General features: G+C 30.3%; 12 protein-coding genes. All 12 read right to left on the reverse strand.

The annotated features are described in order from the left end of the window. Positions 1-69: 69 nt before the first annotated feature. A complete protein-coding gene (locus tag ACYUDJ_RS11935; protein WP_003483291.1) occupies positions 70-1065 on the reverse strand; it encodes a D-isomer specific 2-hydroxyacid dehydrogenase family protein in 996 nt (331 codons plus the stop codon). A 630-nt stretch (positions 1066-1695) separates the two neighbouring features. Continuing rightward, positions 1696-2883, reverse strand: coding sequence for a YkvI family membrane protein (locus tag ACYUDJ_RS11940; RefSeq protein ID WP_042384212.1), 1188 nt, complete (start codon positions 2881-2883; stop codon positions 1696-1698). A 205-nt stretch (positions 2884-3088) separates the two neighbouring features. Further along, positions 3089-4285 carry an electron transfer flavoprotein subunit alpha gene (locus ACYUDJ_RS11945; RefSeq protein WP_003483289.1) on the reverse strand — a complete coding sequence of 399 codons (1197 nt, stop codon included), beginning with the start codon at positions 4283-4285 and terminating at the stop codon, positions 3089-3091. Between the two features lie 17 nt (positions 4286-4302). After that, on the reverse strand, positions 4303-5097 hold the full coding sequence (etfB, locus tag ACYUDJ_RS11950) for an electron transfer flavoprotein subunit beta (RefSeq protein WP_003492357.1): 795 nt from the start codon (positions 5095-5097) through the stop codon (positions 4303-4305). A gap of 12 nt (positions 5098-5109) precedes the next feature. Beyond that, complete coding sequence (acdA, locus tag ACYUDJ_RS11955; protein WP_003483287.1) at positions 5110-6243, reverse strand: 3-(aryl)acrylate reductase AcdA; 1134 nt, start codon at positions 6241-6243, stop codon at positions 5110-5112. Between the two features lie 167 nt (positions 6244-6410). Then, positions 6411-7535, reverse strand: coding sequence for a phenyllactyl-CoA dehydratase subunit FldC (fldC, locus tag ACYUDJ_RS11960; protein WP_043032543.1), 1125 nt, complete (start codon positions 7533-7535; stop codon positions 6411-6413). A gap of 1 nt (position 7536) precedes the next feature. After that, entirely contained in the window at positions 7537-8760 is a 1224-nt protein-coding gene (gene fldB / locus ACYUDJ_RS11965; RefSeq protein ID WP_003361700.1) for a phenyllactyl-CoA dehydratase subunit FldB, read from the reverse strand. A 4-nt stretch (positions 8761-8764) separates the two neighbouring features. Continuing rightward, on the reverse strand, positions 8765-9559 hold the full coding sequence (fldI, locus tag ACYUDJ_RS11970) for a phenyllactyl-CoA dehydratase activase FldI (protein ID WP_003483284.1): 795 nt from the start codon (positions 9557-9559) through the stop codon (positions 8765-8767). 5 nt (positions 9560-9564) lie between these two features. Further along, positions 9565-10797 (reverse strand): 3-(aryl)acryloyl-CoA:(R)-3-(aryl)lactate CoA-transferase FldA, encoded by a 1233-nt coding sequence (gene fldA, locus ACYUDJ_RS11975; RefSeq protein ID WP_003483282.1) that lies wholly within the window; start codon positions 10795-10797, stop codon positions 9565-9567. A 54-nt stretch (positions 10798-10851) separates the two neighbouring features. Further along, positions 10852-12483, reverse strand: a complete 1632-nt coding sequence (locus ACYUDJ_RS11980) for an AMP-binding protein (protein WP_003483279.1) — start codon at positions 12481-12483, stop codon at positions 10852-10854. Between the two features lie 461 nt (positions 12484-12944). Then, positions 12945-14267 (reverse strand): branched-chain amino acid transport system II carrier protein, encoded by a 1323-nt coding sequence (gene brnQ / locus ACYUDJ_RS11985; protein ID WP_003483277.1) that lies wholly within the window; start codon positions 14265-14267, stop codon positions 12945-12947. A gap of 454 nt (positions 14268-14721) precedes the next feature. Further along, on the reverse strand, positions 14722-16254 hold the full coding sequence (gene guaA, locus ACYUDJ_RS11990; protein ID WP_003483274.1) for a glutamine-hydrolyzing GMP synthase: 1533 nt from the start codon (positions 16252-16254) through the stop codon (positions 14722-14724). Positions 16255-16257: the final 3 nt, after the last annotated feature.

The following is a 16257-nucleotide window of genomic DNA, read 5'->3' on the forward strand; positions in this document are numbered from 1 at the left end:
ATATTTAATATACAGTATTTTTACGAATTCATTTTTAACAATTCTTTTTTATACTAAAAACATTTAAAATTACTTACATACTCTTTGGTTTTTACAAGTTCCTTTTAATTCAAATTCTTGTAAATTCATAAGAGTAATTTCTACCATATTAGATACAGCTTCATCTGTATAGAATCCTAAATGAGGTGTGATAACTACATTTGGGAAACTCTTAAGTCTTTCTAATGTATCATCTTTCATGATTTCATTCATTTTATTGTTATGGAAAACCCCTTGTTCATATTCATAGGAATCTAAGGCTGCTCCAGCTATTTTACCAGATTTCAGTCCCTCTATTAAAGCTTCACTATCAATTAATGCTCCACGTGCTGCATTTATTATAAATACACCGTCTTTCATTTTGGCAATGCTCTCTTTTCCTATCATATGGTAATTATCATCTGTTAGAGGTGCATGCAATGTTATTATATCTGCTTCTTTATATACTTCATCTAAAGATTTATATTCAATATATTCTTTAGCCTTTTCATTTTCAAAAATATCGTAACCTATCATCTTTTTCATACCAAAGCCTGAAAAACCTTCAATTACTTTTAAACCTATTCTTCCAGTTCCTATAACTCCTAAAGTTAAGTTTCTTAATTCTACTCCTATTAATCCACCTAGTGCAAAATTATTAAGTTCTACTCTTTTTAATGCAAAAGGAATTTTTCTTGTTAGGGATAATGCAAGTCCTACAGTAAACTCTGAAACTGAATTAGGAGAATAAGCTGGAACATTAGCTACATTTATACCAAATTCTTTTGCAGCATCAAAATCTATATTATTTACTCCAGCAGTTCTGGTTGCTAAATATTTTATACCACAATCTTTAATTTTCTCTAATGCTTCTCTGTTACAAGTATCATTTCCTAAGATTGAAATACCATCATATCCTTTAGCTAAATGAGCCACATTTGGGCCAAAAGAATCTGGTATTAAATCAACAGTATGTCCATATTTTTCAGAAAAATTTTTAAATGAATCAATTTCATCAGGTCTTACACAATAAGCTAAAATTTTCATAATTTATACCCCCCATTTGTAAGTTTTCTTTTTCATAATTTTCTATCAAATTCAGCCTATCATATTGTTTAATATTTGTCAATAAAAATGGTATATTACATTATTTTGGTATAAATTTAAAATTTAAAAATTATTTTGTCTTAAATCTCTATTATTAGAATAACAGTAATTAATATTTTGTATTCTCAATAGTATTTGCTAGTTTAATCATAAACTCAAGCAATACTAGTGATCCTTTTTATTTAATATAATATTTAGATATTTCAAGATATTGCAAGATATTTCAAGCTTCGACCATTTTTATTGCTATATTTCTACTTTTCTAATGATTTAAAGAGTTTGTACATAATTTATAATATTGTTAAACTATTATTAAAGTAATATATAGATATTACTTTAATAGTTGATTTGTTTTTTTAATAAAAGTTTAAATTTCCCTACATATCTTAGACATAGTGATTTTGTTAAATAAATCTATTATTTACATCTTAAAGTTAAAAACTACTTATAGGATGAATCTAAAAAAGAATTTTTTCTTCCTACCTTCAGAAACTAATCATATTTTTATAGATGTAAAAAAGATGCTTAACAAGTATTTATATAAGAAGCAGACTTTTTAAAGTCTGTTTCTTATATTTTATGTTCACTCTTACATTCACTTTTATATTCAGTTTTATATTCAGTTTTATATAATCCCCTTGTTTTTTTAAATCCAACTAATATTATTGGTATAACTACTATAAATATACAAGCATATCCTAGATATTTATAGCCTTTACTTACAATAGCATCTAATCCTAAGGCAGACACTACTACACACAATATCATTAAAATTAATGTTACAACGAAATCTCTTTTTACTCCTGGCTTCATAGGAAGTTTTTCTCCATATCTTGCAACTACAGAAAATGAAAAAGAAACATTAGTGCTCATAACCGCAAGTAATACCATCACTACATATGAAAATAATAATACAGATGATCCAACTTTATCTGCTACAAAATAATTTGGTAAAGTTTTCTTTATTGAATCTGGATATGCAAATAATAAAAATACTATTCCTAAAATAAGTAATGTATTTAATATAGTACCTATAATTGCTGCTTTTTTAGACTCTTTTCTACCTTCTATACCTTGGCAAACAGATACCGCATTCGCAATATTACCAGCTGATTGAAAGCCTGTATATACAATAGCCATAATTATAGCCTTCATCGGCGAAACTTCACTAAAGGATTTAGATGTCCAGTTACCTGCAAAATCTCCCTGTGGAGAAAGTAATCCAAGCACTACCATAGCTATTAAACAAGCTATAATAAATATTGTCATAATAGTTGATGCAGAACGAACTAAGTTAGCCCCATACATTGATAAAAGTATTGTAGCCACTACTAGTATTATACTTCCTACAATTATGGGAAGACCTGTATACTCATTTAAAACTGCTGCTCCTGTGGCTATACATCCTCCTACAACCATAAGAACAGTTGCCAAAAATGTAATTTCAAAAAATGCAGAAAAAACTTTTTCATATGGATGAAATAAATTATCAGTTAATTCTCTAAAATTTTTTGCCTTTGTGAGACGAGCATATTCTACAGAGTAATAAATACAAAGGCCCATTAACACCATTGCAATAATTGGAGTTATAAAGGCCCATTTTCCAAATTCACTGTAAAAAACAGCTGTTTGTTTGCCTGAAGCTACTCCTGGTCCACAATGAGCTCCAAACCATACACTGGCAATTCCCAAATATATAGGAATACCTGATTTTTTCTGTTTTACTTCATCTGTCATATTTTTTTTACTTGTTGCCATCCTATCTTCTCCTTTCAAATTAATTTTTTTATTATATTATAATAAAACACTTCTGCTTATATTTTATTACCTTTATATACTAAAAATAATATATATTTTAATTACTGTATAAATGAACCTGATTGTTATTTTTTTAACTTTTATGAAAAATATATAAGAAACAAAAGGAGGAAACCCTCCTTTTTGTTTCTTAAAATTAAATTAATTAGCCTTCTTGTTTAATTTTTTTCACTTCTTCTATTAGTATTGGAACTATTTCATATAAGTCTCCAACGATTCCATAATCAGCTATTTCAAATATAGGTGCATTTTCATCTTTATTTATAGCAATTATTATATCAGAATTTGACATACCAGCAACGTGTTGGATAGCTCCTGATATACCACATGCAATATAAATAACAGGCTTTACAGTAGTTCCAGTTTGTCCTACTTGATGTGAGTGTTCTATCCATCCTATATCAACTGCAGCACGGCTACTACCAACTACTCCACCTAATAAATCAGCTAACTCTTTTAATAACTTAAATCCATCTGGATTTCCAAGTCCTTTACCACCAGATACAATAAAGTCTGCATCAACTAAAGAAACTTGTTTTTTAGAAGATTTAATTATTTCTAAAACTTTAGTTCTAATTTCATCTTCACTTAATGTTACTTTTATATCTATTATTTCACCTTTATTGTCTTCATTATGTTTTGCTTTCTCCATAACACCAGGTCTTACTGTAGACATTTGTGGTCTATGGTTTTTACATACTATAGTTGCCATTAAATTTCCGCCAAAGGCAGGTCTAGTTTGTTTTACGTTTTTATGTTCAGGATCTATTTCTAATTTTGTACAATCAGCTGTAAGTCCAGTATCAACTCTTGCTGCAATTCTAGGAGCTAAATCTCTTCCGATATGAGTTGCACCAAATAAAACTGATTCTGGTTTATATTGATCTATAGCATTTGAAATTACAGTAGTATAAGCATCTGTTGTATAATTTTCTAATTTTTTATCATCCGCTACATATACTTTATCTGCTCCATACTTTATTAATTCTTCTGCTAAGTCTCTAACATTATCTCCTAATAAAATTGCAGATAAATCTGTTCCTATTTCATTAGCTAATTTTTTACCTTCTCCTAATAATTCTATTACTACAGGAGTAAGTTCTCCTTGTCTTTGTTCAGCGTATACCCATACACCTTTATATTGACTAATATCCTTTTTTACAACTTTCTTCTCTTCTTTTTCTATTGCATCAAATGGGCAAGCTTCTACGCAGGCTCCACATATTGTACATTTTTCATTTACTTCTGCTAATCCGTTAATTACATGAATTGCATCAAATGGACATTGCTTTTCACATATACCACATGCTTTACATTTTTCTTTAATAATTTTGATAGCCATAATAAACCTCCCAAAACTTAAATATAGTGTTTAGATTGAAGTGCTGATACTAATTTTTCTACCTTTTCTTTAGCTGTTCCTTCTAATATAACACCTTGTGATTTTTTATCTGGCGCGAAGGATCTAAATACTGAAGTTGGAGAAGCATTTAAACCTACTTCATCTGGAGTAACATCTAAATCTTTAATTGTAAATATCTTAATATCTTTCTTATATGCATCTACTATACCTCCAACTGTCATGTAGCGAGGTTTGTTTAATTCACTAATAGCAGTAATTAATGCTGGCATAGATTTAACTTGTAATCTCTCGTAACCATCTTCTAATTGTCTATCTACAATAATTGTTTTATCTTCCTTATTGTACTCAAAACCCATAGCATAAGTTACTTGTGGTATATCAAGTCTCTCTGCTATTTGTGGTCCAACTTGAGCTGTATCTCCATCTATAGCTTGTCTACCAGCAAATATTAAATCATAATCACCAACTTTTCTTAAAGCTGAAGCTAAAGCATTAGATGTTGCCCAAGTATCTGCTCCAGCAAAAGCTCTATCTGTTACCAATATAGCTTCATCAGCTCCCATTGCTAAACATTCTCTTAACATATATGAAGAGGATGGTATACCCATAGTAATCACAGTAACCTTTACATCTTCGTATTTATCTTTTAATTTTAAAGCTTCTTCTAGTGCATTAGCATCATCCGGATTTAATATAGCAGGTACACCTTCACGAATAAGAGTTCCTTTTACAGGATCGATCTTTACTTCATTAGTATCTGGTACTTGTTTTACACATACAACTATCTTCAATTTCTCCACTCCTTACTTTAAAAGATTTGATGCGATTACCATTTGTTGAACTTCAGAAGTTCCTTCATATATAGCAATTACTCTAACATCTCTATATAATCTTTCTATTTTATAATCTTTTATGTATCCATAACCACCATGAATTTGTAGTGCGTCATTTACGATTTGTATAGCAGATTCAGCAGCAAAATATTTTGCCATAGAAGCTTCTTTATCTGCCTTTTCTCCACAATCCATTTTATAAGCAGCATTATACACTAATAATTTTGCTGCATTTAATTTTGTTTCCATATTAGCCAATTTAAATTGAATAGCTTGGAATTTTGCTATAGGTCTATTAAATTGCTTTCTTTGTTTTGCATATTTAACAGCTTCATCTACAGCAGCTTGTGCTATTCCTAAAGCTTGCGCAGCAACTCCTATACGGCCAACACTTAAAGTCTTCATTGCTGTTATAAATCCTTTATTTAATTCTCCAAGTATATCAGATTTATGGACCTTTACATTTTCTAAAATAATATCACTAGTAGGGCAACCAATCATCCCCATCTTGTCTTCAGGCTTACCAAAAGATACACCTTCTTGTTTACTATCTACTATAAATGTAGTAATTCCCTTTGTTCCTTTGCTCATATCTGTTTTTGCGAACACTATGATATTATCAGATATTGGAGCTCCTGTAATAAAAGTTTTTCTTCCATTTAATATATAATAGTCCCCTTCTTCTCTAGCAGTTGTTGCAACTGCTCCTGCATCTGAACCTGCACCTGGCTCTGTTAAAGCAAAAGCTAATGTCTTTTCTCCTCTAATCATTGGTTTTAAATATTTTTCCTTTTGTTCATCTGTACCAACTAGTAGGAATGGTGTGCCAAGCAATGAATTTGGTGATGATAAATATATACCAGCTACACCAGATGCTCTTGATATCTCTTCCATTATAGTTACATAGGCTCTATTATCTGCTCCAGCTCCACCATATTCTTTAGGCATTTTTATTCCAAAGAAACCATTTTGGGCCATTTTTTTCACAATTTCTTTAGGGAACTCGGCAGTTTTATCTACTTCATCTGCAATAGGCTCTATTTCCTGCTCTGCAAAATCTCTTGCTAATTTTCTAATAAGTTCATGTTGTTCTGTGAAAAACATTATATCCCTCCTAATATATTAATGAATTTGTTAATTTATATAAACATTGATTTCCCTTCGTCCATCCAAAGATAACTTTTTTTGAAAAATAAGTATTATTTTATAAAAAGAGAAGAGAAATCAATGTTTCAATTAATAAAGTTTACAGTAAATTTTGAAAACTTTTATTAAAGTGTTTCTGAAAAAGCCTGAATTGCAGTTCTAGCTTGTTCATAATTTTTCATTTGCATATCGGTTTCTATCAGTACATGTGGAATACCTGCTTCTTCAAAATCCTTTTTCATTTGTGGATAATCATATTCCTCTGGGTCACAGAATTTTGTCATGAAAAATATAATCCCATCTGCTTTTCTCTCTTTAGCCATTTCTACTATATATTTACCCCTTTTCTTTTCAGGGTCATATAAAGTACTACATTCTCTATTAGCAAATTGTTCAGCTAATCTATCCATTGGTGTATTCGCATCTGGAGTCAATGTTCTATATTGTCTAGATTCATGTGCTATATCATCACCAACTATAGCTATATTATTTTCTTCTAAAATTTTAAGTAAATCTTCTGAATCTGCAATTATACCTGTAGTTATAACTCTCTTTCCTTCAAATGGTTTTGGATCTATAGTTTTGATTTCATCCATCAATTGTTTAACTCTTTCAGTATGTTCTTTTTTATCCATATAATAAGCAGACTTCATAACATAATTACGTTTAGTTGGTGTTATTATACTTGGATATTTTGATGTTAACATTGAAAAATCATTCATTACTTTTCTGTGTTCATCATATATTTCTATAGCTTTTTCTAAAGATTTATCTGTTATTTTATTACCAGAAATCTTTTCTAGCTGTTCAATATTCATCTTATATTGACTTTTTAAAAATTCTTTTCCAGCTTCCATTTTTCTGTTTTGTGGAACTGTTACTGGTATAAAATCAATATTTTCAACGGTTAGTTTAAAATTTTGTCCCATGCATTTTAATGAATCACAATAATTTGGAATCATCATGCCAGACAACATATCATATTCCCCATTTAATGCATTTTCCAATGTTGTTTGTAATATTGAACAAATAAATGCTGGGAAATATGTTTTAGCTTTTGAAAGTTCTGTATTGCTTCCCCATACACCTACTGGAAACATTCCAGCAGCTAATACAAGTTCTTCAGGAGTATATAATGGCATACATCCTATAGCTTTTTGTCCAGTTTCTTCCATATGCTTCATTATATATTTTTTAGGATGGTCTATAACATCCTTAAAGTCATTAAAGAATTTATCTGAATTTGACATCTTATTCAGCCTCCTTTTTAGCAACCATTACTTCATTAAGTCCTTGAATTCTAGTATCATATTGTGCTTCTGAGAAATTTCTTGGGTCTGCTTGATCCCCATCAAATGATACTACAGGAATTCCAGTCTCCTTTTCTAATCTTCTTCCTAGCTCATATAAAAATCCACTCCACAGTTTACAGCTTCTATTTATATGAATAACAGCACCTTCTGTATTAGTGCTTGTAACAGCATTTAATCTCATCTTTAATGCATTTTCAAAACTAATTGAATTAGGAACTTTATTATAAGCAGCCATTAATTCATCTGTATTTTCATATATAACACCAAAAGCTTCGGCATATACAGTTGCTGTTACATTCATTCCATATTCACTAAGTTTAGTTAATTTATGTCTTAAATATGGCCAACAGGCAATTCCTTCAAATAATATACGTTGTTTTTCTTCTCCTCTATAAGTAGATTTTCCAGTCTTTACATTTTCCTCATATTCATCTGCTAACATTTTAAATGCATCCGCAGCTTCTTGAGTACCTCTAGCACAAACTGCTACTGCCATATGATTAAACAAATCAAATCCACTAAATGGTGAAGGTTTATATTTTGCATAAGATGCAGCTCTTAACCATTGTTTTGCACTTTCTTGGGATATCTTCATAACTTCTTCAAACTTATTTTCATCCCATTTTTTGCCTGTTATTTCTTCCAATTGTTTTATTGCATTATCAAACTGAGCTCTAATATATTTAACCCTGTCCTGTGAAATAGTATCTTCTGTATTGTATGGTATATCTATAAGAATCATTGGTATATCTAAAGTTTTTGCTATATGTTCATACCATTTAATCATTTGATTACAAATGTTATTACAGCAAAGTACAAAGTCTGGCATAGGTATTGGCTGGTCTTCACTATGACCTATGTCCATAATAGCTAAATTTACTCTTGCATAACCACATACATCATTAGAAAATCCCATAGCCTCAGCATGTTCACACATGTTTTGTCCATTTCCTCTAGCTGCTACAGCTGCTGCATGATTTTCTGGATAAACAACTTTTACCCCTAATGTTGTAGCTATTTCTTGTGGGAAGTTGGATGCACACCAACCAACTTTTTCTCCCCTTTCTTTTGCTTCGAGAGCCTCTTTATAATGCTTTGCAGTAATCTCTCTAAGATAATGCTTTGCTTTTTTTTCTTTTACTTCCTTATTTCTATCACTCATGTTTTTAGCTCCTTTCTTTTTGAAAACTTTCATAAGCGTATAGACTTGCTCCCAATGCTCCATTCAATTGGGAATTTTCAGATATATAAATGTCTTTTCCCAATTCTGCTTCCATTGCCTTTACTACACCTATATTTTTAGCTACTCCTCCACTCATAACTACTAATTCTTCTATACCACTTCTCTTTGCAAGGCTAGCCACTCTTGATGCTACAGACTTACAAATTCCTGCTATCAAATCTTCAGTTTTAACTCCTCTTGCAAGTTGAGAAATTACTTCTGACTCTGCAAATACTGTACAGGTAGAACTAATAGTACAAGGATTTTTGCTTTCTAATGCTTTTTTTCCTAACTCATCAACTGGAATTTCTATTACTCTAGACATTACATCTAAAAATCGTCCCGTTCCTGCAGCACATTTATCATTCATTATGAAATTTAAAAGTCTTCCACTATCTGCTAATTTTAATACTTTAATATCTTGTCCGCCTATATCAATAACTGTTCTAGCTTTATTGTTATGAAAATAGACCCCCTTTGCATGACAACTTAATTCAGAAATTTGTTTGTTAGCAAACTCGAAACTATTTCTTCCATATCCAGTAGATACAACATAATCTAAATCTTCAATAGATAATTTTGCTTCTCTTAATACAGAATCTATAGCTCTTTTGGGGCCGCTTGTTCCGGCCCCTACATTTATTACTGCCTGACTTACAATTTCTTTTCCATTTTTTAATACTACTGTTTTTGATGCAGTTGAACCTATATCTACACCCATAGTATAAATATCTGCCATTATTTTTACTTCCTTACCATAATATCTTTATTTTTTTCTAATTCCTGAATATCTTCTTCTGTGTATCCCATCTCTTTTAAAACTTCTGCAGTATTTTCTGCTATCTGTGGTGATTGCTTATACTCTGGTAATCCAGCTTCTTTAAAGAATACTGGAAGTCTTACTAATGCTCTTTCATTTCCTGTTGGATATTTCATCTTGTATAAATAATCATTTGCCCAAGCTTGTTCATCTTGTAGTAAATCTTCCCAAGTTTGTGCAATAGCAAATGGAATATCCGCTTCTCTAAATATTTTATCCCATTCATCCTTTGTCTTTGTAACCATTTGTTCTTCAATTATCTTATATACTTCCTTCGCACGTCCATCTTTTAAATTTTCTATCTTGTTGTATCTTTCATCTCCAACTAAATCTTCTCTACCTAAGGCAGTCATAAATCTATCATAGAAAACATCATATGGTGGCATACATACTTGAACAAAATAATCATCCTTAGATTTATATGAAACTATAAATGGGTTCGGAGTTTCATTACGATTTATTGGATATACTAAACCATGACCTGTATATTGAGCAGCCTGTATCATAATACCTAATCCATACATAGCGCTATGCATTAAACTTACTGTTACCTTATCTCCTTTTCCTGTTGTTTTTGCTTTATATAAAGCTCCTGCCATACCCGCTGCTAAAAACATGCCAGCTTGATGGTCTCCAAGTCCTGGAACAACATTTGGAGGCACAGTTCCTTTTTCATAAAGAGTACCTGAAACACCACCTCTAGCGAAAAATGCAGTATAATCAAAGCCTGGAAGATCCTTATCTGGACCCTTTTCACCATAGCCAGTTATTTGTGCAAAAACTAGCTTAGGATATTTTTCTTTTAGTGTTTCATAGTCTAATCCTTGTTTAACTAAAGCCTTTGTTCTCCAGTTAGTTAATAATATATCTGCTTCTTTCAACATTTCATGTAATATCTTTTTACCTTTTTCACTTTTGAGGTTTAAAACCATTGCCTTTTTATTTGCATTTTCCAAATCATAAGTAGTATTTTCTTCTTGGCTTAATGGTCTTCCTTCTGATGGAGCAGTATATCTTAAAGGATCTCCAGCAGGTGATTCAATTTTTATTACCTCTGCACCGCCATCAGCAAAAAATCTACCTGCTGCTGGAGCAGCTATAAAATTTGCTAATTCAATAACCTTTACTCCACTAAACATATTTGTATTGTTTTCCATAAAAAAAGCCTCCTTAAATAGATTTATTGTTAATTTAATATATTTATTATTAATTTAAATAGATTGTCTTAATTCAAACTTCTTTTCAAAGCATTCTTTTAGTTCATGTCTCTTAATCTTACCTGTGTCTGTTAAAGGAAATTCATCATAGAACTCTATGTATTTTGGAACTTTATAATGAGCTAAATTTTGAGAAATATATTTTTTTATATCCCCTTTGGTTAAGCAACTCTCTGGCTTAAGAATAATACAGGCTACAATTTCTTCTCCATATCTTTTATCTGGAACACCTATAACTTCCACTTCAGAAATTTCAGGATGGGATAATAACTTTTCCTCAATCTCATGTGGATTTATATTTTCTCCACCTCTTATAATTATATCTTGTATTCTGCCAGTTATATGATAATATCCATCTTTATCTACAAATCCTAAATCACCAGTATGAAGCCACCCTTCTTTATCAATAGTTTTCCTAGTTAGTAGATCATTTTTATAATACCCCTTCATCACATTAAATCCACGGACACAAATTTCTCCAACATTATTTACTGATAACTGTTTTTTCGTATCCATGTCAACAACCTTCATTTCCACAAAAGGTAAGGGCCTACCTACACTGTTATATTTCTTATCAATAGAATCTGTCTTTAAAGTTTGAGTACATCCAGGCGAAGCCTCTGTTTGTCCATATGCAATCTGAATATCCCTTATATTCATTTTTTCTATAATACCATCTAACAGTTCATCTGTAGCATTTGCTCCAGCTAATATCCCTGTTCTTATAGTTTTGAAATCGTTTATATCTATGCTATCATCCTCTAATACTCTACAGAACATTGTAGGAACTCCGTGTAGAACAGTGCAATTAAATGTTTTTATTGTATTTATTAATGGAGCTATTTTATAAGATTCTACTAGTACCATAGAACATCCTCTACCAACAGATAGAAGTATTCCTACTGACAAGCCAAAGCAATGAAAAAATGGAACAACTAAACATAGCTTGTCTTTATCTGTAATGCCTAAAGCCTCGCCAGTTATAAATGAATTGTTTATAAGAGAATAATGTGTTAGCATAACGCCTTTTGGAGAACTGGTAGTTCCAGAAGTAAATTGAATATTAACAACTTCATCTGGTTCTATATCATTGCAAATCAAATTAAATGTTTCTTCCTTTAAACTTTTTCCTAAAGAAATTAAATTATCTATTCCTGTATATTCTGGACGATTTTTCTCTCCAAAATAAATGAAATATTCCATCATTTGTGGTATCTTACATATTCCTTCATTATATCTTTCTTTAACTTTTTCAATAATATCTACATAATTTGTATCGTAAAATGATTCCATAAATGCTATAGCCTTTGCATCAGCTACCTCTAAAATTTTTTCTACTTCTTCTAATAAATAGTTAGTATTTAAAGTAACTGTACATACCCCTATTTTACTTGCTGCTAAAAAGATATAGATCCATTCTTTTTTATTGGAACCCCAAAGTACCAAGTTATCTCCTTTGTTAAGCCCTAATACAACCATACCTTTGGCTATATCATCTGTAATTTTATCAAGTTCACTCCATGAAATACCCTCTGGCATTTCTAAAGACTGAATAGCAACATCATTCGGGAATTTTTTACAAGTTCTTCTAAGATACTCTCCTATAGTAATATTATAAAGTCTCATAACTACACCTCAGATTCCTTAAATTTATTAGTAGAATATTACAAAAAAAATATTTAAATATAGCATGATGGAATATAATATCGTATCATAAGTTTTTCTGTCAAAAACAGATTATCATATCGTTTTATTTTTGTCAATTTAATTTGTAATTTAATAGAACCAGTGAATTAAAATTCCAGTAAAAAATTCATTTTTACTGGAATTTCTATTTTTTACTCTTTTTTCACATTACCCTCCATCCCCTTATTTTATAGTCTAAAGGAACTTTTAACACTCATTCACTTAAATTCCATCTTATGTTCAACATGAATTTTTTTGTATAAATTTTATCAATATTGCTTTTAATTTAAATCACATATTTCAAAATTATCTGACTATAATCCCTATAAAATTTTAATATTTCTATAATTGCTTTTTTATTACTAATATATTACTTCTACAGTTTAGCAGATTAACGTAGGTTAATTTTTAAAAGAATTTTCGTGTTCTAAGCTTTGAGGTTTATTTTTTTTCCCAAATATAGTGAATAAAATAGCTAATACTATAGTTGGCACAATCCATGGAAATCCGGCTTCAAAAAGAGGTAATTTTTTTACAATTCCCATGGCACCATTTAAAATACCAAATGTACCATTTATATTTATAATTAAACTAATTAAAAATGCTCCTATTACAGCACCAGTATAAGTCATATTATTAGGAATGTGTCGATCAAATAATGTCATTAATATTAAAACAATCATCACTGGATATACAGTAGATAAAATTGGTACAGCTATACTAATTAATCCTTCTACCCCTATTACAGATAACAATAAACTACATAATACTACAGCTATACTAATAGCTTTGTAAGAAAGTTTACCATTACTTACACTATTAAAAAAATTAGCTGCTGTAGAAGTAAGTCCTACCGCTGTAGTTAAACAGGCTAAAGCTACTGCTATGGATATAGCTACAGCACCAGCATTTCCAAAAAGTCCATATACTAATTTTAATAATAAGTCAACTCTACTAATATCACCCTTAAAAATTCCACTTCCAGTAGCTCCTACAAATGTAAGACCTCCATATACCAATAATAATAAAACTCCTGAAACTAAACCTACTCTAATAGTCATATATTCTTGTTCTTTTCTATCTTTATACCCCTTTAAAATTAAATCTGTTAATACTATTCCAGCCATTAATGATGCTCCCAACGCATCCATTGTTTGATATCCTTCCTGAAAACCTATTAAAAAGTATCTATTAGGTTTTGTTGCTACTATTGGCCCTACAGGTGTTACTATACTTGCAATTACTATAGCAGCTAGTATAATTAATAACAATGGTGTTAAAATTTTACCGATATTATCTATTACATGCCCCTGATTACTTACAAATATATAAGTTAATATAAAAAATATTAGTGATATAACTATAATGGGTACACCAGGTGCTATTGGTTTTACTGCTATTTCATATACAGTAGCGGCTGTTCTAGGAATGGCAAATAAAGGACCAATAACCAAAATACAGACAGCTCCTAAAACCTTTGCAAAACCTGGACTAACTCTCTTACCTAAGTCCTCGGCTTTGCCCCCTACTTTAGCTGTTGCAATTACACCTAGAATCGGAAGCACTGGATCTGTAAGCAAGAAACCAAAAGCAGCTAAAGCCCAATTGTCTCCTGCAGCCATTCCTAAACTAGGTGGAAAAATTAAGTTTCCTGCCCCGAAAAAAATTGCGAATAGTGCGAATCCTTGTACAAAAATATCCTTTCGTCTTTTTTGTTCTGACATTTTTCACACTCCTTTTTTTAAATTGTTTATTCTTTATCAATGTACCACAGAAATAAATTGTAGTCAATATAGCAATTATTCAGAATTTCTTCAAAATTTAAAATTGTATAAACCATTATTTTTCAGTTTTTTCAAATTCATCATATGAAATCGTTTTACAAGCCATAATAATTATGTTTTTAAATCCTGTATTATCAACGGTTAAAGATGAAATACATTTTAGATGTAAATAAGGTAAATTTTGATAATAAAATTATATTTTACAAATACAAAAATAAGTTTTAAATTTATCAATATTTTTTATAATATTTAATTTTATTTATAATATTTTCTTATTTGTTAAAATTTTAATCTAAATTATTACAAAAAAATATAAAAAGTGCTTTCAATATACTTTAATATAGTAATGAAAACACTTTTTAAATATATAATTTTATATCTTTAAAATATTATTTTATTCCCACTCAATAGTTGCTGGTGGTTTTGAAGTCACATCATAAACAATTCTATTTACTTCTTTAACTTCATTTACTATTCTTCTTGATACCTTATCTAATACTTCATAAGGTATTCTTGCCCAATCTGAAGTCATTGCATCTGAAGATGTAACAGCCCTTAATGCTATTGTATGGCAGTATGTTCTTTCGTCTCCCATTACTCCTACTGACTGTATATTTGGAAGGCAAGCAAAATATTGCCATATTTTTTCTTCTAAGCCTGCTTTAGCTATCTCTTCTCTAAATATAGCATCCGCTTCTCTTGTAATAGCTAATTTTTCCTCTGTAACCTCTCCTAATACTCTTATAGCTAAACCCGGTCCTGGGAAAGGCTGTCTCCATACTAATTTATGTGGTATACCTAATTCTTCTCCTACAGCTCTTACTTCATCTTTAAATAATTCTCTTAAAGGTTCTATTAATTTAAATTCCATATCTTCTGGTAAACCACCTACATTATGATGACTTTTTATAGTAGCTGATGTGTTTGTTCCACTTTCTACTATATCTGGATATATAGTACCTTGAACTAAGAAACTTATATCACCTAATTTTTTAGCTTCTTCTTCAAACACTCTTATAAATTCTTCTCCAATTATCTTTCTCTTTCTTTCTGGGTCTGAAACTCCCTTTAATTTTCCTAAAAATCTATCTTGTGCATTAACCCTTATTAAATTCATATCAAATTGATCTTTAAATATTTTTTCTACTTGATCGCCTTCATCTTTTCTAAGTAAACCGTGATCAACAAATATACAAGTTAATTGTTTTCCTATAGCTTTATGAACAATTACCGCTGCTACTGATGAATCTACACCACCAGATAAAGCACATATTACTTTTTTGTCTCCTACTTTTTCCTTTATAGCTTTTATTTGTTCTTCCGCAAAAGAACTCATAGTCCAATCACCTTTTAAATCACATATGTTGAATAAAAAATTCTTTAGCATTTGTTTTCCAAATAAAGTATGCTCTACCTCTGGATGAAATTGAACTCCATATAATTTTTTTTCTCCATTTTCCATAGCTGCACAAGGACATTCATCTGTTGTTGCTATAGTTTTAAAACCCTTCGGAACCTTTGAAATATAATCTGTATGACTCATCCAACATTGATCTTTTTCTTTTATATTCTTAAACAATAAACTACTATTATCTAAATTTACTTCTGTTTTACCATATTCTCTTTTTTCAGGACTTGTTACTTCTCCATCTAAACTATGAGCCATAAGCTGGTCTCCATAGCATATACCTAAAACTGGGATATCTAAATCGAATAGTTCTTTTTCAACTCTTGGTGCATTTTCTCCATATACACTATTAGGCCCACCTGTAAATATTATTCCTTTTGGTGCTTTTTCCTTTATTTTTTCTATAGATGTAGTATAAGGTATTATCTCACAATATACCCTATTTTCTCTTACACGTCTTGCTATTAATTGATTATATTGACCTCCAAAGTCAACTACTAATACTAATTCTTTATTCATATG

The sequence above is a fragment of the Clostridium sp. CTA-6 genome, assembly GCF_054768115.1.